This window comes from Peribacillus sp. NPDC096447 (genome assembly GCF_044762725.1).
Taxonomy (GTDB): domain Bacteria; phylum Bacillota; class Bacilli; order Bacillales; family DSM-1321; genus Peribacillus.
Genome location: NZ_JBIWEV010000001.1, coordinates 241,973 through 266,351, shown reverse-complemented (window position 1 = coordinate 266,351; position 24,379 = coordinate 241,973). Strand labels below are relative to the sequence as shown.

26 protein-coding genes are annotated in these 24,379 nt (G+C 40.0%); 24 read left to right on the top strand and 2 right to left on the bottom strand.

The genetic code is table 11. The features are described 5' to 3' along the window. The first annotated feature begins 1 nt into the window (after position 1). Positions 2-583 carry an ECF transporter S component gene (locus ACIQZD_RS01310; RefSeq protein WP_214750431.1) on the top strand — a complete coding sequence of 194 codons (582 nt, stop codon included), beginning with the start codon at positions 2-4 and terminating at the stop codon, positions 581-583. 127 nt (positions 584-710) lie between these two features. On the opposite strand, the gene ACIQZD_RS01305 is transcribed toward ACIQZD_RS01310, so the two are convergent. After that, positions 711-959, bottom strand: a complete 249-nt coding sequence (locus ACIQZD_RS01305; protein WP_034308087.1) for a ferredoxin — start codon at positions 957-959, stop codon at positions 711-713. A 290-nt stretch (positions 960-1,249) separates the two neighbouring features. Here ACIQZD_RS01305 and ACIQZD_RS01300 point away from each other — a divergent pair, with 290 nt between their 5' ends. The 20 genes from ACIQZD_RS01300 to fni all read left to right on the top strand — a co-directional run bounded on the left by ACIQZD_RS01300 (position 1,250) and on the right by fni (position 20,302). Beyond that, the gene (locus ACIQZD_RS01300) at positions 1,250-2,311 is read left to right on the top strand and encodes a YpbB family protein (protein ID WP_402897463.1); all 1,062 of its coding nucleotides are present in this window, start codon (positions 1,250-1,252) and stop codon (positions 2,309-2,311) included. Between the two features lie 2 nt (positions 2,312-2,313). Further along, complete coding sequence (locus ACIQZD_RS01295; protein ID WP_402897461.1) at positions 2,314-3,819, top strand: RecQ family ATP-dependent DNA helicase; 1,506 nt, start codon at positions 2,314-2,316, stop codon at positions 3,817-3,819. Beyond that, positions 3,809-4,435, top strand: coding sequence for a CPBP family intramembrane glutamic endopeptidase (locus ACIQZD_RS01290; RefSeq protein ID WP_402897459.1), 627 nt, complete (start codon positions 3,809-3,811; stop codon positions 4,433-4,435). Before ACIQZD_RS01295 ends, ACIQZD_RS01290 begins: the two co-directional genes overlap by 11 nt. Then, entirely contained in the window at positions 4,413-5,237 is an 825-nt protein-coding gene (locus ACIQZD_RS01285; protein WP_402897457.1) for a LysM peptidoglycan-binding domain-containing protein, read from the top strand. Before ACIQZD_RS01290 ends, ACIQZD_RS01285 begins: the two co-directional genes overlap by 23 nt. A 142-nt stretch (positions 5,238-5,379) precedes the next feature. Then, entirely contained in the window at positions 5,380-5,838 is a 459-nt protein-coding gene (locus ACIQZD_RS01280) for a YpbF family protein (protein WP_137016062.1), read from the top strand. A gap of 95 nt (positions 5,839-5,933) precedes the next feature. Next, on the top strand, positions 5,934-6,749 hold the full coding sequence (locus ACIQZD_RS01275; protein ID WP_402897454.1) for a metallophosphoesterase: 816 nt from the start codon (positions 5,934-5,936) through the stop codon (positions 6,747-6,749). 98 nt (positions 6,750-6,847) lie between these two features. Beyond that, positions 6,848-7,741 carry a MerR family transcriptional regulator gene (locus ACIQZD_RS01270; protein WP_402897452.1) on the top strand — a complete coding sequence of 298 codons (894 nt, stop codon included), beginning with the start codon at positions 6,848-6,850 and terminating at the stop codon, positions 7,739-7,741. Positions 7,742-7,831: 90 nt separating this feature from the next. After that, positions 7,832-8,407 carry a genetic competence negative regulator gene (locus tag ACIQZD_RS01265; RefSeq protein WP_101222440.1) on the top strand — a complete coding sequence of 192 codons (576 nt, stop codon included), beginning with the start codon at positions 7,832-7,834 and terminating at the stop codon, positions 8,405-8,407. Between the two features lie 268 nt (positions 8,408-8,675). Beyond that, complete coding sequence (locus ACIQZD_RS01260) at positions 8,676-9,953, top strand: Glu/Leu/Phe/Val family dehydrogenase (RefSeq protein ID WP_402897450.1); 1,278 nt, start codon at positions 8,676-8,678, stop codon at positions 9,951-9,953. Positions 9,954-10,104: 151 nt separating this feature from the next. Further along, positions 10,105-11,073, top strand: a complete 969-nt coding sequence (locus tag ACIQZD_RS01255; RefSeq protein ID WP_402897448.1) for a YpdA family putative bacillithiol disulfide reductase — start codon at positions 10,105-10,107, stop codon at positions 11,071-11,073. 27 nt (positions 11,074-11,100) lie between these two features. Further along, entirely contained in the window at positions 11,101-12,066 is a 966-nt protein-coding gene (locus ACIQZD_RS01250) for an asparaginase (protein WP_402897446.1), read from the top strand. Positions 12,067-12,163: 97 nt separating this feature from the next. Continuing rightward, entirely contained in the window at positions 12,164-12,850 is a 687-nt protein-coding gene (gene prsW / locus ACIQZD_RS01245; RefSeq protein ID WP_402897444.1) for a glutamic-type intramembrane protease PrsW, read from the top strand. A gap of 125 nt (positions 12,851-12,975) precedes the next feature. Then, complete coding sequence (gene sleB / locus ACIQZD_RS01240) at positions 12,976-13,815, top strand: spore cortex-lytic enzyme (protein ID WP_402897442.1); 840 nt, start codon at positions 12,976-12,978, stop codon at positions 13,813-13,815. Positions 13,816-13,829: 14 nt separating this feature from the next. Continuing rightward, positions 13,830-15,185: a germination protein YpeB gene (gene ypeB, locus ACIQZD_RS01235; protein ID WP_137016047.1), complete on the top strand. Its 1,356-nt coding sequence runs from the start codon at positions 13,830-13,832 to the stop codon at positions 15,183-15,185. Positions 15,186-15,348: 163 nt separating this feature from the next. Next, complete coding sequence (locus ACIQZD_RS01230; protein WP_402897439.1) at positions 15,349-16,008, top strand: flagellar brake protein; 660 nt, start codon at positions 15,349-15,351, stop codon at positions 16,006-16,008. Between the two features lie 66 nt (positions 16,009-16,074). After that, positions 16,075-16,272, top strand: a complete 198-nt coding sequence (locus ACIQZD_RS01225; RefSeq protein ID WP_402897437.1) for a YpfB family protein — start codon at positions 16,075-16,077, stop codon at positions 16,270-16,272. Positions 16,273-16,623: 351 nt separating this feature from the next. Beyond that, positions 16,624-17,298, top strand: a complete 675-nt coding sequence (gene cmk / locus ACIQZD_RS01220; protein ID WP_402897434.1) for a (d)CMP kinase — start codon at positions 16,624-16,626, stop codon at positions 17,296-17,298. Then, positions 17,295-17,882: a lysophospholipid acyltransferase family protein gene (locus ACIQZD_RS01215; RefSeq protein WP_402897431.1), complete on the top strand. Its 588-nt coding sequence runs from the start codon at positions 17,295-17,297 to the stop codon at positions 17,880-17,882. The genes cmk and ACIQZD_RS01215 overlap by 4 nt, the downstream gene beginning before the upstream one ends. 214 nt (positions 17,883-18,096) lie before the next feature. Further along, positions 18,097-19,236, top strand: coding sequence for a 30S ribosomal protein S1 (gene rpsA, locus ACIQZD_RS01210; RefSeq protein ID WP_101222432.1), 1,140 nt, complete (start codon positions 18,097-18,099; stop codon positions 19,234-19,236). Positions 19,237-19,255: 19 nt separating this feature from the next. Further along, positions 19,256-20,302, top strand: a complete 1,047-nt coding sequence (fni, locus tag ACIQZD_RS01205; protein ID WP_402897429.1) for a type 2 isopentenyl-diphosphate Delta-isomerase — start codon at positions 19,256-19,258, stop codon at positions 20,300-20,302. 66 nt (positions 20,303-20,368) lie between these two features. Here fni and ACIQZD_RS01200 read toward each other — a convergent pair whose 3' ends face one another. After that, positions 20,369-20,500, bottom strand: a complete 132-nt coding sequence (locus ACIQZD_RS01200) for a YpzI family protein (RefSeq protein WP_101222431.1) — start codon at positions 20,498-20,500, stop codon at positions 20,369-20,371. 112 nt (positions 20,501-20,612) lie between these two features. Here ACIQZD_RS01200 and ACIQZD_RS01195 point away from each other — a divergent pair, with 112 nt between their 5' ends. From ACIQZD_RS01195 to ACIQZD_RS01185, 3 genes are all read left to right on the top strand, one after another. Further along, entirely contained in the window at positions 20,613-21,233 is a 621-nt protein-coding gene (locus tag ACIQZD_RS01195) for a YphA family membrane protein (protein WP_402897426.1), read from the top strand. 464 nt (positions 21,234-21,697) lie between these two features. Continuing rightward, positions 21,698-23,008: a ribosome biogenesis GTPase Der gene (gene der / locus ACIQZD_RS01190; protein WP_137016033.1), complete on the top strand. Its 1,311-nt coding sequence runs from the start codon at positions 21,698-21,700 to the stop codon at positions 23,006-23,008. A gap of 16 nt (positions 23,009-23,024) precedes the next feature. Then, positions 23,025-24,077, top strand: coding sequence for an NAD(P)H-dependent glycerol-3-phosphate dehydrogenase (locus ACIQZD_RS01185; RefSeq protein WP_402897425.1), 1,053 nt, complete (start codon positions 23,025-23,027; stop codon positions 24,075-24,077). Positions 24,078-24,379 lie beyond the last annotated feature (302 nt).

Genomic DNA, 24,379 nt, shown 5'->3' with positions numbered 1-24,379 from the left:
TATGAAAAAGAACAAAGTGAAAAAAACGGTCACACTTGCCATGATGGGAAGCATTTCTTATTTATTGATGCTTTTAAATTTCCCGTTTCCGGGATTCCCGCCTTTTCTCAATGTTGATTTTAGCGACATACCAGCACTGATGGCGGCATTAATTTTTGGACCGATGGCTGGAATTCTAGTCGAGTTCATTAAGAACCTTTTGGATTTAGTCATGACAGGGACCTTGACTGCTGTACCTGTGGGGCATATCGCTAACTTTATAGCCGGAATACTGTTTGTCTTGCCGACTTATTATGTATTCCAGAAAATCAATTCAAAAAAAGGGATGACATTCGCTTTACTTGCGGGAACAGTTTCCATGGCAGTATTCATGAGTGTTTTAAACTATTATGTCTTCTTACCGGCTTATACCTTCTTTATGGGATGGGATGCAATGTCGGCACCCGAGTCAAGAAAGTTCGTTACGACGGCAATCTTGCCTTTCAATGTGATAAAAGGCGTACTCATCACATCTGTATTCATGTTGCTGTTCATTAAATTACAGACATGGATCAATAAACAAACATTATATAAAAATGCTTAATGGCATTGACGATAGAAATAAAAAAACAACCGGATATTCGTATTCGGTTGTTTTTTTATGCCTGTTTAATTTTGGTATGGGGAGAGGGCAAAAGAAAAGCCATTTTCGATTGAAAATGGCTTGTACGTTATTCGAATTTAAGTGCATCTCCGTCAAATGCCTCGTCAGCGACTTTAATAGAATCCGTTGGGCATCCTTCAAATGCATCCATCATGTCATCTATAAGTACATCAGGAATTTCAACGATTCCCTCGTTATCGTCAAGGGTAACAAATGCAATCCCTTCGTCATCGTAATCATATATATCTGGTGCCGCTGCTCCGCAAGCTCCACAAGCTATGCATGTTTCTTTATCCACAATAGTAAATTTAGCCATGAATATAACCCCTCCTAAGTTGATTGACAACTGATAATCTTTTTATTTCAGATTATTATCTCTTTCTTATTGTAAGACCGAATGCCAAACTTTTCAATAGAAATTGTATTGATAATAACTATCATGTAGCATAATGTCAACGGAAAACATCGAAATAATTAACTTGGTTCTTTCCATGATTCGTCATTTAGTCACATAATTTCCATTGTATTCATCAATAATAACGGCGATTTTTGCAGTTATTTGTTACAATGGGTTTATTGGTTAAATGAAACAAGGATGTGAGTCCCATGAATAATTATCTACAGGCCATCATTCTATATGCGATAAAAAAATTTCAAGGCGAACGCTCCATTTATGCTATATACCATATGCTGCAGGGGAAGAAATCGTCACAAACAATCCAGGATGCCCATTTATTCGGGCTAACGGATATTTTTGGGACAATACCTCGATTTACCCGTCAGCAATTAAATCAAAACATTGAACATTTACTAAAGCATGACTTGATTAATTTAACGGATAAACCAGATGCATATGAAATTAGTATGCAAGGTGAGGGAATGTTAGTCGATTACTTTAAAAATAATCCTTTTCCGGCGTATATAAATGGTTGGAAGTATCACAATATCACCCCGGTTTTCTGGGGAAGGTTAAACTTACTCATTCAAACCATATCCCATATTGTCCACAATGAAAGACGTTTTTATCCGATACAAAGAAATCCCAAAATCCAATTCTTCGTAAAGGAATTTTTACATGCCAATCGTCAGGATCGAGCGTTGATTGCCCAACATCTATATGATGAATTGATATCCCTTTTAGAAAGTCAAAGTGAAATGAAACGAGACATTTTCATTTTGAAAATAACCGGGATTAACAGGATTGGACTTACGTTTGAACAGATTGCAAAAAGGAAAGACGTAGAAGAAGAGTATGTTCGCTTTACTTTCCTTGACTCATTGCATCAAATGCTTGCTGAAATGGAAACGGGAAAGGAATACCCTCTCTTGTCCACATTAACAAATGATTGGAAAAGTAGTGGAAATCCTCATTTGACACAATCTACACAGACTACTTTACGATACATCCAGGAAGGGAAAACTCTGGGTGAAATAGCTGAAATCCGCAGATTGAAAGTCAACACCATCGAAGATCACCTCGTAGAAATTGTCTTATCGGACAAGAGTTTTCCGATTTCAGATTATGTGTCTATCGAGGATGAGAGAAAAATTGCTGAAGCTATTAAGGAACTTGGAACGAAAAAGCTTAAAGCAATCAAGCAGATGGTCGATAATAAAGAGATAAGCTTTTTCCAAATAAGACTTGTACTTGCGAAAATAGGTGAGTGATGATGAATATAGAACGAGTCCTCAAAGAAAAATTCGGTTTTGATGAATTCCGTCCTGGACAAAAGGAAGTGGTCGAATCATTGATGTCCGGCAATCATACTTTAGCAATGCTACCGACCGGATCAGGTAAATCATTATGTTACCAGCTGCCGGCTTATCTTTTAAATAAGACTGTCCTAATTGTCTCCCCGTTATTATCATTAATGCAGGATCAGGCAGATCAGCTGAAGATGAGTGGCGAAAAAAGTGTATTGACCCTCAACTCTTTTTTGACATTAAATCAAAAAAGGAAAGCTTTCGACCGGTTGCATAGTTATCGTTTTATCTTTTTATCTCCTGAAATGCTAAGCCTGGATGGTGTGATAAAATCCTTGAAATCCATAGATATAGGCTTGTTCGTCATAGATGAAGCACACTGCATCTCACAATGGGGGTATGATTTCCGTCCCGATTATTTGAATTTAGGAGAAGTGAGGCGTGAATTGAGCAATCCATTGACTCTTGCCCTGACAGCAACTGCAACCGATGAGGTGCGGAGGGATATCGTTGGTAAACTCAATATTGAGCCGGTCAATGAAACGGTCTCATCTGTTGATCGGGAAAATATTGCAATCATTGTCGAGCGAATGTTCAGCTACGATGAGAAGCTAGCACGTGTGCTGGAGCTTGTCAGGAAATTTACGGGAAGCGGGATTATTTATTTTTCCTCTAAAAAAGTGGCGGAATCGGTCACAGGGTTTTTACAGGAAAACGGGATCGATAGTGCCAATTATTATCACGGTGGAATGGAACAGGAACAAAGGATGCTCATTCAGCAGCAATTCATTTCCGGCCAGTTAAAGATTATATGTGCAACAAGTGCTTTTGGAATGGGTGTGAATAAATCCGATGTCAGATATGTTATCCATTTTCATATCCCATCGACGATGGAAGCATATCTTCAGGAGATAGGCAGGGCGGGACGGGATGGGAAGCAAAGTGTGGCTGTCTTATTATATTGCGAAGGGGATGAAGGGCTTCCGCTGCATTTGATGGAGCAACAGTTGCCTTCGGATTCGCAAATAGATGGTGTATGTTCTTTCCTTAATGCATCACAAAAGATTCCGGTGAATTTGACCCTCTCAGAAAAAGAACAGCTGTCTCAATCCTTTTCGTTAAACGAAGTCCAGCTGCGTTTTTTTACCCAGTTTATTACGGGCAATAACCTACATCAAGTGGCTGAGATGAAAGAGTATTGTCAAAAGAGGAAATCCAGGAATCAAGAAAAACTTCATAAATTCCTGCATTGGATCTATGCACCGGAATGTCGACGTTTAGGAATACTGGACTACTTTGAAGAAGAGCATCGGGAAGTGAATCCCATCTGCTGTGATATTTGTGGGATGGATACCGAAAAAATGGCTGATGTATGGCCGGAAGTCAAGGTGGATCAGGTCAATTCCTTTTCCTCGTGGAAAAAGGAATTGGCTTATATCTTATTAAAAAAGGAAAATGGCAATGAAAAATAAGCAAGCTGAAATGATTAAACAACTTACAGATAAACAGTTGCTATATAATTTGTTTCTTACACAAATTATTCTCTTAACGTTAGCCATCTTTTTAGGTATTATTTTATTTAAAGACCGTTCTGCCTTTTTCGACTTATTTATCTATGATGACCTGAACATTTTGCTGATTGGAATTCCCGCAGGAGTCATTGTCGTGCTATTAGACTTATTGCTTATGAAAGTGACACCCTCTTCCTATCAGGATGATGGTGGCATTAACGAACGCATTTTCAGTAATTTGTCATACCCGATGATTTTTGTCGTAGCTTTAGTGGTAGCGATAAGCGAAGAATTATTATTCCGAGGAGTGCTGCAAACACATTTTGGTTTGCTTCTTACGAGCCTCATTTTTGCAGCCGTTCATTATCGTTACCTTTTTAATTGGTTTTTATTTTTAAATGTTTTGGTTTTGAGCTTCTTTATCGGTTTTCTATTTGAAATGACTAATAATATCATCGTGACGATTACGGCCCACTTTTTGATTGACTTTATCCTTGGTATTTTAATCAGGAACAAAAAGCAAAGAGGGTTGAGCAAGAAAGGGGGTGACTTGAATGAGCCGGGTTCAAAAGAATGAAAAAGAAAATGATCAGGCTGGTGAACTTCGTTCGCGAATTGAACGTCAGAAGGCTAAAACATCATTGCCCAAGCGCAGCAAAGTCCACCAGAATAAAAAGAAAAAAAGTAAAGTGAAGATTAAGTTCCCAATGATACAATTATTAGCGTTATTTTTTATTTTGCTTCCAATTGGATTTTATACCCTTTATACATATCTGCAGGATAGGCCTGTACAGGGTACGAAAAGTGACCAAGTCATCTTGAGTGGGGAAGATAATGAATCGATTCCAACTACAGCAACGGCAGAAGATTTAAAGGAAAAAGAGTCCGCAAAGGCTGAAGAGGAGAAGGAAAAAGAAGAAGCAGAGGCTAAAGCCAAAGCGAAGCAAGAAGCTGAAGAAAAGGCCAAAGCGAAGCAAGAAGCTGAAGAAAAGGCCAAAGCGGAGCAAGAAGCTGAGGAAAAGGCCAAAGCGGAGCAAGAGGCTGAAGAAAAAGCCAGAGCGAAGCAAGAAGCTGAGGAAAAGGCCAAAGCGGAGCAAGAGGCTGAAGAAAAAGCCAAAGCACAGCAAATAGCTGACGAAAAAGCAAGGAAGGAAGCCGCAGAAAAGAAAAAGTCTGCCGAAAATGTTCAAGCCGCGAAAACGGATAAAGAGGGATACAAAGTTGTCTTACATACTGTTCAAGGTCAAGAAACATTATTTCGCATTTCTATGAATTACTACAAATCACAGGAAGGGATTGCTCTGATCAAGGAGTGGAATGGGCTGAATGGCAATGAAATTTCCAAAGGTCAAGTATTGAAAATTCCGATCAGGAAATAACGATGGCACTCTGTCTTTATAGGCAGGGTGTTTTTAAAATTGCTTGACTTGGCCCGGTATGAAGCCAAACGTGACAGGTACTTAATCATTTTTTCCTCTACTCTTTCATATCATGATTTGAAAGAGTAGAGGAGGAAATGCGATGGAATCGACAATCATTTTATTGGACGAGAAAACGGATCAAGCAACAAAACAAATGCTTCAGAATGTCGTGGATCGAAAGAAAAAATTCGAGGCACTTAAAAAGAAGCACCTGCAAAGCTTATGGGCAACCATGATTGTTGCTGCCCTTTTTATGATTTATCTTTATTTTTATATCGTTGTACCTTATTCCTATTCCTTTTTCAGTATGTTTAGTGTTTTCGTCGATCATTTTAGCCATTTCCTTTTTTTGGCGGCAGCAATTGGCCTATATGGATATATGGTTTTAATCAAAAAAAAGCTTGATAAAGCTGAGAAGGAGTTTCAACTGCTACGCTGTGAAATCATTAATAAAAGTAAGCAATTATGGGAAAAAGAGGAAGAATGGAAAAATCGCCATAAGGTTTTTGAAATGATGAAGAAGAATTATGATATTAACTTATATCATGAAAATAAATGATGGGCGCGTTAAATCATATTTAATTGCGGGTAATTTGGTTTTATGGTTATATGAAAGTACGTTTGGGATAAGGATGGAAAGAAGGTTTAACTAAGATGTATTGGTTATCTGGATTATTTTTAGTCATCATTCTTCTGTCATTTGCCACGGTCATTTACATGTGGCGTACGGCTATGCAAGATAGGGTGATTTTTCAAGACTTATATTTCAAAGACTTTCCTGAAGGCTTTGGCGATGTTCGGATTTTTTTCATTTCCGATCTTCATCGACGGATTGTTGCGGATAAATTAATAGAGGAAGTTCGTGACAAGGCAGATTTGGTGATAATCGGCGGTGACATTAGGGAAAGCGGGGTTCCCTTAGAACGTGTGGAAAAAAATATATTGAAACTAAAAGAAATTGGCCCCCTTTATTTTGTTTGGGGAAATAATGATTATGAAGGAGACTTCCATGAACTGGATGCGACTCTTCTGAAACATGGTGTGAAAATCCTTGATAATACAGCTGTTTCTTTTGAGTCTCAAAATGGCAGCAAAATAGCTCTTCTGGGCATTGATGATATATCGGAAGAACGTGATAGGCTTGACCTTGCACTGTCGGATTGCGGGAATGAAGGTTTTCGGATTTTGGTAAGCCATAATCCATTGGTCAAGAATCAGTTGACTCCGGAACACCATATTAGTTTTGTCCTGTCAGGTCACACCCATGGCGGGCAGATTCGCATATTCGGATTCGGGCCATATCAGATCGGCAGCATAAAAAAAGAGGGGGACTGCTTATATATGACGAGTAATGGCTATGGGACAAGCGCAGTGCCTTTAAGGCTTGAGGCTAAGCCGGAAACGCACCTGTTCACCCTGAAAAGGGGGACGGACACTGAAATAGGCGAAGCAGTGGAAAAAACCTATTAGGCTGCTTTTAGACGAGCATATCGGGATTTTACAGACTTTGAAAAATCCACTATAATTTCAACAAATGATCGTACAGTTATTGGAGGCCTTGTAAAACCATGCAAGAAGGTAAATATAATATAAAGGCAGTTTCAAAACTGCTGGACATTCAGCCGGGAACCCTAAGGGCATGGGAAAGGCGCTATAAATTTATCGAGCCTGTCAGGAATGAATCAGGGCACCGGCTTTATACGGAAAAACATCTGCAAATCCTTAAGTGGCTCATCAATAAAACAGAGCAAGGTTTTACAATAAGCCAAGCCGTTTCACTACTCGAAAGTACTGGCACTAAAGCGATTGGAGTTACTGAAACGAACCGTAAGGATGAACAAACAGTTAAGTTATCGGATGAATTGATCGAAGCTCTATTAAATTTCAATGAAAATAAAGCCCATATACTGATAAGCCAAGCATTCAGTATGTATACAATCGAACAAACCATAGTTGAAATACTCGGTTCAATATTGGTTCAGATTGGGGATAAGTGGGAAAGGGGAGAAATTACTTCCGCTCATGAACACTTTGCGTCGAACATCCTAAAATCCAGGATCAGTTCAGTCATGCATGCGATTCCGACTAATGGTTTCCTTCCGAAAGCCCTTACCGTTTGTGCTCCCGGTGAAAAACATGAATTCGGACTGTTGGTCTTCACCATTTTCTTGAAGCGGAAAGGGTATGAAACCATTTATTTAGGTGAATCCATTGCTGATGAGGACCTTTTCACCGTTTTAAACATCATAAAGCCCTCATACCTATTCATGTCATGTTCACTGAAAGAGAATCTTGATGGAACATTTATGCTGGTTGAAGCATTAATAAAGGATTTCCCGGATTTGAAGGTGGGTCTTGGCGGCGCGGCGCTGAGCCTTATATCCGAAGAAAACCGTACTGCCTTCAACGGAGTTTTAATGGGGGACACCCAATCTAAATGGGAGGAATGGCTGAAAGGTTAGCTGCGCTGGCTTAGGTGAAATAATGGATATGCACCCTGCGACCAAGGCTTCATATGATGTATGAAGATGGTAACCAGGGGGCATTTTTTTATGAAGCTGGAGCGATTAACTAATAATAAAATCAAGATTTTTTTGACCCTTGATGATTTAATTGATAGAGGCATTACAAAAGAAGATATTTTAGGGAATTCCTTAAAGGTCCATAAGCTATTTCAGGATATGGTCGAAGAAGCATGCGAAGAACTCAGCTTTAAAATGAGTGGCTCCATTGCAATTGAAATTTTCTCCTTGCCTGCTCAAGGATTGATAATCATTGTGACGAAGGACGAAGAGGAATTATTGACAGATGAAGAGGAGTACTTGGATTTACAAGTGAAAATTGATGACTTCCCCCATATTCTGTATGTTTTCAATGACTTTGAAGATATCGTCCAATTATCTCATAGATTATCTTTTCAAGGTTTGCTTAAAAGTACTCTTTATCATTTTGAGGGAAGATACTATTTACTTATCGAAAATGTTAAAGACACCACCTATGACACGGTCATATCTTTAGCGGCTGAGTATGGCCATGCATCTACTTTGACACTCTGCCGCATCAATGAATACGGAACATGTATAATCGAAAATGAAGCGATACATGTTTTGCTCACACACTTTAGTTGATGTAAAACGAATGAGACAAGGCAGCCACATTAGAAAAAAACAATGCGGTTTGCCTTATTTGTCTCAACTCTCGGCCGAAGAAGATATACGGTTAAAGTGTATGAAAACAGTTGATATGATAACGTTTTCATTTTTAGAATATTTCCAACTTTTAAATTCCCATTTTTACTCTTGCATATCTGTATCGAAGGTGTATACTAGCACATGAAGAGGACTATTTGTACATTATAGATTTATATATGGATGAGATTTTCTAGGAGGTACTTTAATGGAATCGGCAAAAGGCAATAGCCATGTAAATGAAGAAGAAAAACACGACGTACTGAGGTCTACCCAAACTGTAATACATAAAGCTTTGGATAAGCTGGGTTACCCGGAAGAAGTTTTTGAGCTGTTGAAGGAACCATTGCGCTTATTAACGGTGAAGATACCAGTCCGCATGGATGATGGATCGGTTAATATTTTCACGGGTTACCGTGCACAGCATAACGATGCTGTTGGGCCTACAAAAGGTGGTATCCGTTTTCACCCTAATGTAACGGAACGTGAAGTGAAGGCATTATCCATTTGGATGAGTTTGAAATGCGGCATCGTTGATTTGCCATACGGCGGGGGTAAAGGCGGTATCGTATGTGATCCTCGTAATATGTCATTCCGTGAGCTTGAAAGGCTGAGCCGGGGCTATGTTCGCGCAATTAGCCAAATCGTTGGGCCGACTAAAGATATCCCGGCACCTGATGTGTTCACAAACTCTCAAATCATGGCTTGGATGATGGACGAATACAGCCGTATGGATGAATTCAACTCGCCAGGATTCATTACGGGTAAACCGCTAGTGCTTGGTGGTTCCCATGGCCGTGAATCAGCCACTGCAAAGGGTGTAACGATTTGTATCAATGAAGCTGCCAAGAAACGCGGCATCGATATTAAAGGGGCACGGGTCGTCATTCAAGGTTTTGGTAACGCAGGTAGTTTCTTAGCTAAATTCATGCATGACGCAGGTGCTAAAGTTATTGGGATTTCGGATGCATATGGCGCTCTTCATGATCCTGAAGGCTTGGATATCGATTATCTTCTCGATCGGAGAGATAGTTTCGGAACCGTAACGAAATTGTTTAAAAGCACAATTTCAAATAAAGAACTGCTTGAATTGGAATGTGATATTCTAGTTCCGGCAGCAATTGAAAACCAAATCACTGAAGAAAATGCTGCTGATATCAAAGCATCGATCGTTGTAGAGGCAGCTAACGGACCTACAACAATTGAAGCGACACAAATCCTAACGGATCGCGGAATCCTTCTTGTTCCTGATGTCCTTGCTTCTGCTGGTGGTGTAACGGTTTCTTACTTCGAATGGGTTCAAAATAACCAAGGATATTACTGGTCTGAAGAAGAAGTGGACGAAAAGCTGGAAAAAATCCTTGTGAAATCCTTTAATAACATATATGAACTTGCACAATCAAGACGTGTTGATATGCGCCTAGCGGCCTATATGATTGGCGTAAGAAAAATGGCTGAAGCTTCTCGCTTCCGTGGTTGGATCTAAAAGATTCAAATCATGTATTAATTTATAGTTAAAATCATGTTCATTGCTTTATCATTGAAATGATTTGTAAAAACTCCTATCATGTATTGATAGGAGTTTTTATTATTAGACGAACGAATTACATAGTGCATGGAAAGGCAGTGGAATAAAGATGAATATTGAAGAAGTCATTATCATAGGTGGGGGCCCTTGTGGATTGGCTGCTGCAATCGCTCTTAAAGAAGTGGGAATACAGTCCCTGATCATTGAAAAAGGCAATGTGGTTGATTCCATTTACCGTTATCCGACACATCAAACATTTTTCAGTTCGAGTGAAAAACTGGAGATTGGTGATATCGCTTTTATAATCGAAAACCGTAAACCGGTCCGCAATCAGGCGCTAGCCTATTATAGGGAGGTCGTCAGAAGGAAAGAATTGCGGGTCAATAAATTCGAAAAAGTGGAAAAAGTGGAAAAGCATGAAGATGGGAAGTTTTTAGTCAAGACATCGAAGAGTGACTATACTGCTCAGCATGTCATCGTATCGACCGGATACTATGATCATCCGAACTATATGTGCATACCGGGTGAACAGCTTCCTAAAGTGTTTCATTATTTCAAGGAGGGGCACCCCTACTTTAATTGTGATGTTGCCGTCATCGGTGGCAAAAACTCAAGCGTGGATGCAGCTCTGGAATTGGTCAAATCAGGAGCAAGGGTTTCAGTCCTTTATAGAGGAACTGATTACTCTCCAAGTATCAAACCTTGGATCCTTCCCGAATTCGAATCATTGGTCCGCAATGGAACGATCAAGATGGAGTTTAATGCGAATGTTGACAGGATAACGGAAGACAGCGTCATCTATCATGTAGGTGATGAGGAAAAAGTCATTAAAAATGATTTTGTATTTGCTATGACTGGCTACCATCCTGACCATTCATTTTTAGCTTCAATGGGCATTACTATTGATAAGGAGACTGGAAGGCCCGCATATAACGAGGAAACGATGGAGACGAACGTTAGAGGTCTTTATATTGCAGGAGTTCTGGCAGCCGGAAATAATGCGAACGAAATCTTCATCGAGAACGGCAGGTTCCATGGTGGATTGATTGCTTATCATTTGGCTGTTAAAGAAAAGTGAATTATATAAATAAGGAGCTGGGACCGTATGGAAAAAATATCATTAATAACGACTGGTGGGACTATTGCCAGTAAAGCAACTGCAAATGGTATGTTGGCCTCTGGTGCATTGACTGGCCATGAGTTGGCATCACTTTGCGAATTGCCCAACGATATCGAGGTTAAAGTAGTTGATCTTTTCCAGATTTCAAGCATGTCCATGTCCTTCGAGAAAATGCAGCAGCTTAAGTCAGCCATTCAAAAGGAATTGGAGGATCCTGATGTTACGGGAATCGTCGTGACACACGGTACGGATACACTTGAGGAAACGGCTTATTTCCTTGATGTCACGACTAAGGATCAACGTCCAATCGTAATAACCGGCTCACAACGTTCTCCTCAAGAGGTGGGCACCGATGTATATTCCAATCTAAGGAATTCGATATTATGCGCTGCCAGTGATCTTATAAGGGACGTCGGCGTAGTAGTCGTTTTTAATGAGCGGATCTATTCAGCCAAGTATGTCAAAAAAGTTCATGCTTCCAATTTGCAGGGTTTCGTATCTTTTGGCTATGGATATTTGGGGATAATTGATAATGATGTCGTCAGCATCTATCAAAAACCATTACATAGGGAGTGTTATGATATTCGGGATCGCATTCCCAGGGTGGATATCATCAAGTGCCATACAGGCGCTGATGGCCTCTTTATTGATGCTGCGGTTGCAAACGGTGCGAAAGGCATCGTGCTCGAGGGGGTAGGAAGGGGACAGGTTACACCGGTAATGGTGACTTCCATACAGGCTGCAATCGATAAAGGCATAACGATCATCATGACTACGAGTGCGGAAGAAGGAAAAGTTTACCCAGCTTATGATTATGAAGGCAGCGCATTTGATTTAAAACAACGCGGTGTGATATTAGGCGCTGACTATGACAGCAAGAAGGCCCGGATTAAGTTAGCTGTCATGCTGGCAAGCGAAAACACTATAGATGAGACCTTCTTTACGTACTGAAGGATTAAATAAAATTTGGAAGACTTGATTATTGGATTCAGTTTTTCTTCATTCCATGGTACGATTAAGGAAACGAAGATGAAAAGAGGGTCAGCTAATGCTGGTCATGTTGTCCGCGGCCATTGCGCCTGGATTGGCGCTACTGAGCTATTTCTATTTGAAAGATCAATATGAAACCGAACCGATATCGGTTGTGGTCAAAACATTTTTATTCGGTGTCTTTCTTGTATTGCCGATTATGTTCATACAGTATGTGCTCGAAACCGAACATATCTTGAATACCGATTTAGCAAATGCTTTTTTATGGGCTGCACTGCTTGAGGAATTCTTCAAGTGGTTCATACTCATTTATGTCATTTATCAGCATGTAGCATTCGATGAGCCGTATGATGGGATTGTTTACGGAGCTGCAGTCTCCCTTGGATTCGCTACAATGGAGAATATTTTGTACCTGGTGGCCAACGGGGTGGAACATGCTTTTCTCAGGGCCATTCTCCCTGTATCCAGTCACGCTTTGTTCGGTGTGATCATGGGATATTATTTGGGCAAGGCAAAATTTTCAGCATCGAATAATAGGGTCTATTTATCATTGGCATTGATCATACCAATTTCGTTACATGGGGTTTACGATTATATTTTAGTTTCCCAAAAATTTTGGGTGTACTTTATCATGCCATTCATGATTTATTTATGGTGGTTAGGCATGAAAAAAGTAAAAAAAGCACGTTTGTTGTCTGACTTTCATGCAGAAAAACTTTCTCAAAATCAATTCCTTAGCAAATGAAGAATACTATCAAAACGGAGTGCTGGCATATTTTGCCCGCTCCGTTTTTTTTATGTTTGGAATAAAAAAGCCAGTAAAGAAGAAAATAGAATTACATTAATTCAAGAAAAAGAGGAGTGTTTTTGATGAAAGGAATTTCGTCAAAATGGAAATGGCTTTTGCTGTTTTCGTGTATTACTATTTGTTTCGGAATTTACCCGGAAACAAGAACAAATGCCTTTTCGAGCCAAATCATTCAAAAAGGTGCGGTTGGAGACGATGTAATTGAACTGCAGGCACGCCTACAAAACATTGGTTACTATAATGGAAAGATTGATGGAGCCTATGGATGGGGCACTTATTGGGCACTTCGAAATTTTCAACAAGATTTCGGACTTCCAATAGATGGTTTGGCAGGGACTACAACAAAACAGAAGTTGACGAATGCCTCTAATTTCAATAAAGAATTTGTTCACGAACAGATCAATAAAGGGAACGAGTTCACCTATTATGGGGGAGTCCCCATTGAAAAACAGGTAAAAGCGAAAGGAAATGGCACTACGTCTGGAGGGGCCGCTTCCGGAAAAGCTCCTTCCAAAACAACGACATCAGCCAATCTTCCAGGAGGATATTCACAAAACGATATACAGCTGATGGCCAATGCCGTTTATGGAGAAGCACGAGGGGAGCCATATACAGGTCAGGTTGCCGTTGCGGCAGTAATACTGAATAGAGTGGAAAGTGCTGCTTTTCCTAATACCATTTCAGGAGTGATTTTTGAACCTGGGGCCTTTACGGCTGTTGCGGATGGACAGATTTGGCTGACACCGAACGAAAGGGCGAAAGAAGCCGTAGTGGATGCTATCAATGGATGGGATCCAAGCGGTAATGCAGAATATTATTTTAACCCCGATACGGCAACAAGCAAATGGATCTGGTCAAGGGAACAAATTAAAAGAATCGGAAAACATATCTTTTGTAAGTAAAGAGGTGAAGGAAAATGATCAGGAATATAGTGATTGCCTTGCTTGTTGTAGTTGTTGCGGGAACTGCATTCTGGGGCTATCAAGAACATAAGGAAAAAAATGCTGTATTAATCAACGCGGAAAATACGTATCAGCGAGCCTTTCATGATTTAAGCTATCAAGTGGATTTATTGCATGATAAGGTCGGAAGTACTTTGGCCATGAATTCACGTTATTCATTAAGTCCGGCTTTAACGGATGTTTGGCGTATCACTTCCGAAGCCCAAAGTGATGTCGGGCAGTTGCCATTGACCTTGCTTCCTTTTAATAAGACAGAAGAATTTTTATCGAAAATTGCAGACTTCAGTTATAAAACAGCGGTACGTGACCTTGAAAAAGAACCATTGAATGATAAGGAATATGCGACTCTACAATCCTTGTACACACAGGCTGGGGACATCCAGGGCGAGTTAAGAAAAGTGCAGTATCTAGTCCTGAAAAACAATTTAAGATGGATGGATGTCGAAATGGCTCTTGCATCAGGGAAAGAAAATTCGGATAACACGATCATCGACGGTTTAAAGACGGTGGAGAAAAAAGTATCTGGGTACGGTGAAACGAATGAGATGAATCCGACTTTTACATCTGCACAACAGAGGGATGAAAACTTTAAAAATTTGCAAGGTGAAACCATAACAAAAAAAGAAGCCATTGCGACAGCAAAAAACTATGCACACTCAAAAAGCAGAAATTTGCAGGTGAATGTGGAGGAAAACGGAAAAGGTTCCGATTTTGGATTTTATAGTGTGAGCATTCTCGATAAAGATTCCGATACCGAATTGAATATGGATTTGACAAAAAAAGGCGGTTACCCTATTTGGTATATCAATAATAGGGACGTGAACAAAACAAATATTGATTTGAATCAAGCCTATACAAAAGCTGAAGAATTTTTAAAGGAACATGATTTCAGTTCACTTGAATTATTTGAAAGTGCTCAGTACGATAATATCGCATTATTGAATTTCGTGACATCAGAAAATGGCGTCAAGATTTATCCGGATTCAGTCAAGGTCAAAGTCGCATTGGATGATGGATCCATTATAGGATTTTCAGCCGACGAGTACTTAAAATCACATAAAACCAGGGAATTAGCGAATCCGAACATATCCGAGAAAGAAGCTAAGGACAAAATCAACAGTAATGTAAAAATAATGGAAGAAGGAAAGGCGTTAATCACCAATGATATTGGTGAAGAAGTTCTATGTTATGAATTTCTCGGTACGATTAAAGATGATACCTACCGTATTTTCATTAATGCAGATACCGGTCAAGAAGAAAAGGTGGAAAAATTAAAGAATTCCGAACCGATATACGAGAATTTAATTTAATGTTAACTGTTATCATGAATCATTGGTTGTAGGGAAATGTGCTTAGTCACTTTCCCTTTTTCTTATTTCATGACATAATAACGTAAATGATTATTGGATAATATGGGGAAATTAATGGGTAATATTATGCGGTTTCCTTTCTATCAAAAGGACGTGGATAACGATGTTTAAAATTGGTGATATATTAATGCTCGAACCGAAATACTCATCACAGAAGGAAAAGTTCAATTGTATGGTTGTCGAAATGGGACAGGGTTGTGTCTATACCGACTTTCCCATCAACCTAGAGACCGGTAAAACTGCATTCCTTATGGATGGGACAAAGTTGAACGTCACATTTTCCAATGAAGAGCAGGCTGTTTATGTCTTTGATTCTGAAGTGCTTGGAAAAGTGAAAGGCAGAATACCCATGATGCAAATTTTGCTGCCCGAAGCAGAAACGTTTGTGAAAATCCAACGGAGGCAATACGTGCGCCTGGATGTAACCCTGGATACAGCCATTCATCCAGAACATTCCGAGTTTCCCCCTTTTCGCGCATTAACAGAGGATATAAGTGCAGGCGGAGCTTCCATAAGGCTTTTAAAAGGCACTGATATACAATCGGTTTCCCACTTATACCTGTGGATGGCGCTCACGCTTAAATCAGGTGAGATTCATTATTTAAGGTTAAAAAGCAAAGTAATTCGCGTAACGGAGAAAGAGCATGGAAAAATGCTGCTGCACGTCCAATTTCTTGAACCTACAAAAAATGATGTACAGACATTAATGAGATTTATATTTGAAAAGCAGGTCGAATTAAAGAAAAAAGGCTTGCACGTTTAACATGATTGAATGAAAAACAGCGATTCCATCCATACTGCTAATATAAACAGATGGAGGGTGCGGCTTATGAAAACATTTGAAAGACTATTAATTAAAGTGATCATCATTCAATTGGCCTGCTTATTTTTTTTCCAGTTCCTTTTGAGCAGGGAGGATCAAATCTTTGATTTGACCAAGCTCTCGAGATATGAAGGTGTCACCAGCAATAATTATACGAAAATCATTGAAACATTCAATGGGACCGATAGTAAAAGCGGTGATTAATTTCATTTTGTCGACAAAATGAAATTAGGAAAGCTCCTCCGAACCGTGATTTAAAAGTAAAATATATTTTCCTTTTTATATGGAAAAAACCCTACCCAGATTGAAGAATTTAATGAAAATACTGCAGGCAAACTCGTTTTTCTATGAATTGTCTACAGTCTGAAGCGGTGATCCGCTTTTTTGTATGAAGATTTTCAAAAAAGGATAACTATTGATGGCTGTAGTGATAAAAAAAGAACAAAGGTGATTTTGAACCTACACATCCCTTTTATTAATGATTTTCCCGCTAGTTGTGATAAAATGAAAGGGTACTAAATAATCAGCATGATTGTAGGATTCTTGGGAGGATTTATGGAAAAAAAATTATCAGTCGCAATCGATGGACCAGCTGCTGCTGGAAAAAGCACGGTTGCTAAAATTGTTGCAGAAAAGTTCAATTACATATATGTGGATACAGGTGCAATGTATAGGGCCCTTACCTATAAGGCCCTTAATCAAAAGATTCGCCTGGATGATGAACCAGCATTATCAGAAGTTCTCATCAATACGGAAATCGAATTAAGACCAAGTGAAAATGGACAGTTGGTGTTCTTGGATAATGAGGACGTGACTGCCCAAATCAGGAATAATGAAGTGACTGGTTCCGTTTCGGAAGTGGCAAAGCACCGAAGCATCCGGGAAGAATTGGTTCGCAGGCAGCAAATCTTTGGTGAAAATGGCGGAGTCGTCATGGATGGCAGGGATATTGGTACGCATGTTTTACCCAACGCCGAAGTAAAGGTATTTCTTATCGCATCTGTGGATGAAAGGGCACAGCGGAGGCATCAGGAAAATATATTGAAAGGTTTTCCTTCAGATATCGAAAAGTTAAGGGAGGAAATTGCAACAAGGGACAAGCTGGACTCGGAACGCGAGGTATCGCCACTGAAAAAGGCTGCGGATGCTATCGAAATCGATACGACTTCATTATCGATTCAGGAAGTTGCAGAAAGTATCATGTCTTTAATAGAAGAGAGGAAAAGATGACATTGGATTTTTACACATTTGCCAAGAACATCGTAAAAGGCGTTTTAACGCCTTCGTTTAGGGTTAAAGCGCTCGGAAAGGAACATATCCCTAAAGAGGGCGGAGTATTGATCTGTGCCAATCACATTGATAATTTGGATCCGCCCGTAGTTGGAATGACATCTCCAAGGGATATTCATTTCATGGCGAAAGAAGAGTTGTTTCAAGCACCTGTTTTAAAGGGTATATTACCCAGAGTAAATGCATTTCCCGTGAAGCGGGGCAATAGCGATCGGGAATCCCTGAGAAAAGGTTTAAAGCTTTTGAAGGAGGGCAAGGCGATCGGTCTGTTTCCCGAGGGAACCAGAAGCAAGACTGGTGAATTGGGAGAAGGTTTGGCGGGTGCTGGATTTTTCGCTTTGCGGTCTGATGCCATTATCATACCGTGTGCAATCATCGGCCCATATAAATTTTTGCGTCCGTTGAAGGTCGTTTACGGTCCTCCAATAAATTTTACAGAATATCGCGAACAGAAAATATCAGCCGATGAAGCTACCAAAATCATCATGGACCAAATTGGGAAATTGATTTCCGAGCATAAATAGTCCTTCATACTTGACAATTTTCTGATTTTGTTAGAATTTATAAAATAAGGGTATTGTTCCTTATTGCCGATAAAAAGGAATATAACTTTATTACTCTAAAAAAACTGTTTTTATCTTTATTAGGAAAGTGTTTTTATTGAACCACTTTAAATAAAATATGTGGCCGATGAAGAGGAAATTTGCTGATCAGTCATGGGTTAAGGAGGAGTTAGTAATGACAGAAGATATGAACCAGGTAGAAGTGAACAATTACAAAGTTGGGGATCAAGTTAAAGCAACCGTTTCAAAGGTAGAAGAAAAACAGGTCATTGTCGATGTGGAAAACAGCAAGACTGATGGAATCATACCAATCAGTGAGCTTTCAAGCCTTCATGTCGAAAAGGCGTCAGATGCCGTTTCGGAAGGTGATGCATTGGAGCTGGAAGTCATTAAGGTCGAAGAAGAAGCTCTCATTCTATCAAAACGTAAAATTGACGCTCTTAAAGCATGGGATGACCTGGAATTGAAATTTGAAAATGGAGACGTATTTGAGGCTGAAGTTAAAGATGTCGTCAAAGGCGGGCTTGTTGTAGATCTAGGCGTACGTGGTTTTGTTCCGGCTTCTCTAGTAGAAGACTATTTCGTTGAAGATTTTTCTGATTACAAAAACAAAACTTTAACATTCAAGATCGTTGAGCTTGAGAAAGACAAGAATCGCTTAATCCTCTCGCATCGGGCAGTCGTCCAAGAACAAAAGGAAAAGCAAAAAGCAAACGTTTTGGATAAGATTGAAAGCGGGCAAGTGCTTGAGGGCGTGGTCCAAAGGATTACCGATTTTGGTGCATTCGTGGATATTGGAGGCGTAGACGGTCTTGTCCACATTTCCCAGCTTTCCCATCAGCATGTCGACAAGGCATCCGATGTCGTTTCCGAAGGGGATAAAGTGCAAGTTAAAGTACTATCCATCGATCGTGATAACGAAAGGATCTCACTTTCAATTAAAGATACCCTTCCGGGACCTTGGGCAGGCATTGCAGAAAAAGCGGCCAAAGGCTCTACACTGGAAGGTATCGTCAAACGCCTTGTTTCTTTCGGTGCATTCGTGGAGATTTTCCCGGGGGTGGAAGGACTTGTTCATATCTCCCAGATTTCCCACAAGCATATTGCCACACCGCAAGAAGTGCTTAAAGAAGGTCAGTCTGTCGAAGTGAAAGTGCTGGAAGTCAATGAAACGGATCAACGTCTATCATTGAGCATTAAGGAACTTGAAGAACCTCAAGCCAATTACAATACATCGGATTATGAGATCCCTGAAGAATCGAAGGGCTTTCAGCTAGGTGAAATGATCGGTGATCAATTGAAAAAACTAAAATAAGATAATAATGGTGATGGCCTTGGAGAGAAAACAACGAAAATTAGATCATATAGAATTTGCGCTAAAGACAGGGCAGCAGCATAAAACCGGACTAGAAGATATTTCGTTTATTCACCAAAGCTTACCAGGTATTTCCTTGAATAATGTGAACCTCACAGCAGAAGTTGGCGGACTTGAATTAAGTTCGCCAATTTTCATAAATGCCATGACCGGAGGCGGAGGCCCTGAAACCGAAAAATTGAATGGTGACCTAGCCATTGCTGCTCGGGAAACAGGAATCGCCATGGCTGTCGGATCTCAAATGGCAGCCATCAAGGATTCTAGCCAGCAGGCTTCTTTTAAAGTTGTAAGGCAGGAAAATCCTAATGGTGTGTTGATTGGTAATCTCGGTGGCGAAGCAACAGTCGAACAGGCTAAGCGGGCCAGCGATATGATCGGGGCAAATGCCCTTCAGATTCATATCAATGTAATTCAAGAATTGACGATGCCTGAAGGGGACAGGGATTTTGCCGGTACCCTTTCGAGAATTGAAAAAATCAATAGAACGATCGGAATCCCTGTCATCGTAAAAGAGGTTGGATTTGGGATGAGTATGGAAACGGTTCAGCAATTACATTCTATTGGTATTTCGATCATTGATGTAGGCGGGTTTGGCGGAACGAATTTTGCTAAAATCGAGAATGAGAGACGCGCAAAAATACTCGGATATTTCAATGAATGGGGCATACCGACCGCCGCTTCGATTGTCGAAGCAGTTAATGTTTCACCACAGCTATCAGTCATTGGATCAGGCGGCATTCAAAGTCCTCTGGAAATTACAAAAAGCCTGGCATTAGGAGCGAAAGGTGTCGGCTTGGCCGGACATTTCCTCAAGCTCTATAAAGAGTTGGGCTTGGAACAACTGATTAAAGAAATAAATTACATACATGAAGATTTAAAGATCATCATGACTGCACTAGGGTGCGGTAATATCTCAGAGCTAAGGAAATCGAAATTAGTCATCAAGGGCAATACCTATCATTGGTTATCTCAAAGAGGCATTGATTGTTCAGCATATGCTAAATGAATGACCAGAAAAAGAAGCATCTCAATTGAAACGGATTGAGATGCTTCTTTTTGTTCAGGGATAGACTTAACTATTCCTTTTTCGAGCCTCTTCAGGGCTTTCCATTCTAGTTGCCCCTTTATGCTCCAGTGATTGGTCCCTGTCGGACTCCACCCGTTTACTTTCTTTCAATTTCTTCTCTTGCCGATCTTTTCCCATGTTTACACCTCCTTTTCTAATGATAGGAGGAAGGTTTTCCTCATTAAATGCCGTGCTAGACGTTTATACTTTGAATAAACAAGCCATAATGTTCCTAAAAGGGGGGCGCTGCATGGATGGAATAATATTTTATTGGATTTCATGGATAGTTTGGGTCATTGTCATGTATTTTATTCCGAAAACGGTTCCCTTTCGTTTTGATTTTCTATTTCATCTATTAGCCGTTATGGTTTTAGCTGGCTATAAACTGGATGCTCCCTTGGTTTCCGTGCATTTGAGCGGGCCGTATCTTTTCTTTATACTGTGTGTGTATATTAGGAAGAAATCAATCATCAAGATGATGGAACTGATCAGCGGAAGTCTTATTATCACTCTCGCTTATGCCAGTTTTCAACTTTTTTCTATGCTTGATCCGATATGGCTCATCATGAAACCGACTTATCTTTTGTGTATTTTCCTGAATTATCTTATCCTATTACTTTTTAAAAATTGGAAACATCGATTGTTCGTCCTTTTAATTGGGATGATGATGGGAGATATCATATATTCTGGATTGCTTGCTTACCACTCTTTACCTTATGTGGCCCTTGCTTACACATGGCATGATAATGCAGTGCTGGTTTTGGGCGCAAACATACTGTGGAGAATGTTGGAACTGGCTGGCCAATACATTTTTTCAATATCTCAATCGAGATTTTTATCAAAACAAGGAAAAGAGAATTTTAATCAATGAAGAGTATGGTGAAAAATTTATTGAAATGGTGCAAACTGGAATTAGAAGGCTTTTATTCATACAATCATTGTTGATTGGCGAGAAATTTGTTACTATAGGATAGTTAGAGGTCTGTAGATAATCGTAAAATGCTCTAAACAATTAAAAAGGAAGCCGTATGCCGAAGCTTTCTTCATTTTTTTGGGCTGTTTATAATCAAGTTTGAGCATGCAGAGGGGTCAGCTTCACGTCACCTCAGGAACTAGGGCGTCAAGTGGACAAACTGCCCGTGAATACTTGATACATTTAACTGAACATCAGTTGCGAATTTTCTTACTTATGAAAGATTCCTTTAAATGATGATGGATACAGCTCTTTCCTTTAAAAGGAAATAATGAAAATCAATAATGCAAAGCAACCGTATAAATGCATTCATGAATTTCGTGACTTTGACAGAGATATAGTAGCAGAAAGGGTGAATAGCAATGCCAAAACCGGTAATTGCGATAGTCGGTCGTCCGAACGTGGGAAAATCGACAATCTTTAATAGAATAGTTGGAGAACGGGTTTCGATTGTCGAAGACGTTCCTGGAGTGACCCGGGACAGGATTTATAGTTCTGGTGAATGGTTGACACATGATTTTAACATTATTGATACAGGTGGAATTGATATCGGTGACGAGCCGTTCCTGGAACAAATTCGCCAGCAGGCTGAAATTGCCATCGACGAAGCTGATGTGATAATTTTTATGACGAATGGTCGTGAAGGGGTAACGGCTGCTGATGAAGAAGTCGCTAAGATTCTCTATAAATCGAGAAAGCCAGTTGTCCTTGCAGTAAATAAAGTAGATAACCCAGAAATGAAGGATCAAATTTATGATTTCTATGCGTTAGGTTTTGGCGATCCATTCCCGATCTCCGGGTCTCATGGGCTTGGTCTTGGTGACCTTCTGGATGAAGCGGCCAAACATTTCCCTAAATTCACTGGCCAGGATTATGATGATGATGTCATTAAATTCAGTTTGATTGGAAGACCGAACGTAGGTAAGTCATCTCTGGTCAATGCATTGTTAGGTGAAGAACGTGTCATTGTAAGCGATATTGAAGGTACGACTCGCGACGCGATTGACTCTCCTTATAAGTACAATGGCAAAGAATATGTCATTATTGATACAGCAGGGATGAGGAAAAAAGGTAAAGTGTATGAAAGCACGGAAAAATATAGCGTGCTTCGTGCATTAAGGGCAATTGAACGTTCAGACGTTGTTCTAGTGGTCCTGAACGCTGAAGAAGGTATTCGTGAGCAGGATAAAAAAATTGCCGGATATGCCCATGAAGCGGGGAGGGCGGTCATCATCGTCGTCAATAAGTGGGATGCCATCGAAAAAGATGAAAAAACGATGAAGGATTTTGAAGAAAAAATCCGTGCCCATTTCCTATTCTTGGATTATGCGCCAATCATTTATCTTTCTGCCTTAACGAAAAAACGGACACATACCTTAATACCGGTCATTGATCAGGCTAGTGAGAATCATGCTATCCGGGTTCAGACAAATGTATTGAATGAAGTGGTCATGGATGCCGTGGCGATGAATCCGACACCGACACATAATGGCAACCGTTTGAAGATTTATTATACGACTCAGGTAGCGATCAAGCCGCCAACTTTCGTTGTATTCGTTAACGATCCGGAGTTACTGCATTTCTCATATGAGAGATTTTTAGAAAATCGAATTAGGGATGCCTTTGGTTTTGAAGGAACACCAATACGAATTTTTGGACGCCAGAGAAAATAGTAAAGGTGGTTATACCATGGTGAAAGATAAAGAAAGTATCGCAGTGATCGGAGCAGGGAGCTGGGGAACTGCTTTAGCGCTCGTAATCGCTGATAACCAGCATGAAGTGAGATTGTGGGGACATAATCAGAATCAAATCAATGAAATAAATCAAAATCATACGAATGAAAAATACTTGCCCGGGATTGAATTGCCTTTGGGGATTAAAGGTTATTCTTCGATTAAGGAAGCATTGGTCGGGATTGAAATAATAATTTTGGCTGTGCCGACCAAAGCCTACCGGGAAGTACTTGGTCAGATTGAAGAGGCTCATGATAAGCCATTGACAATCGTTCATGTAAGTAAGGGGATTGAACCTGATTCCCTGCTTCGTATATCGGAAATGATTGAAGAAGTCTCTTCGGCGGATTGGCTTAAAGATATAGTGGTTCTTTCAGGACCGAGTCATGCTGAAGAAGTCAGTCTACGTCACCCGACAACAGTTGCCGTTTCTTCCAAGAATATGAAGGCTGCCGAAAGGGTTCAGGACATCTTCATCAATAATAATTTCCGTGTGTATACAAATCCGGACTTGATTGGTGTTGAAATCGGAGGAGCATTAAAGAACATCATTGCATTGGCTGCCGGAATTACGGATGGTTTAGGCTATGGGGATAATGCCAAGGCTGCATTAATGACACGAGGATTGGCTGAAATATCCCGTCTAGGGGTGGCCATGGGGGCTAACCCGCTTACGTTTTCAGGTTTAGCTGGGATTGGCGACTTGATCGTCACTTGTACAAGCGTGCATTCCCGTAATTGGAGAGCTGGGAATATGCTTGGAAAAGGGCAAAAGCTTGAAGAAGTTTTGGAAAACATGGGTATGGTCGTTGAAGGTGTCAGAACCACTAAAGCTGCCTATCAACTAGCTCAAAAGTACGAAGTGAACATGCCGATCACTGAAGCCCTGTACGATGTTTTATTCAATGGGGAAGAAGTGAAAAAGGCAGTTGACCTCTTGATGAATCGTTCAAAAACGAATGAGATGGAAGAACTTTATAACATTTTGGATAGCAGACAGCAGGATTGAAATCCGAATCTGTTGATTTTCATAAAAGAATTTCATTAAATTAGGCATTTGATGATGCGCCTTGCCGTGTATCAGCATACAATGCAACGAAAGTAAACTAGTAATTTGACCTCGGCACGGGGGATTTAGTCAAATGAGCAGAAGATATCTAATATCTTCTGCTTTTTTTTATGGCACAAAATCATCTGTTCTCTTATGAATAATTGAATAGGTTATTCAAATTTGCATAAAGCATTCTGCGTATTTCCTTGTTTTTTGTTATAAATCGACTATTTTTTTTGGTATGAAAATTGCGTGGTGTA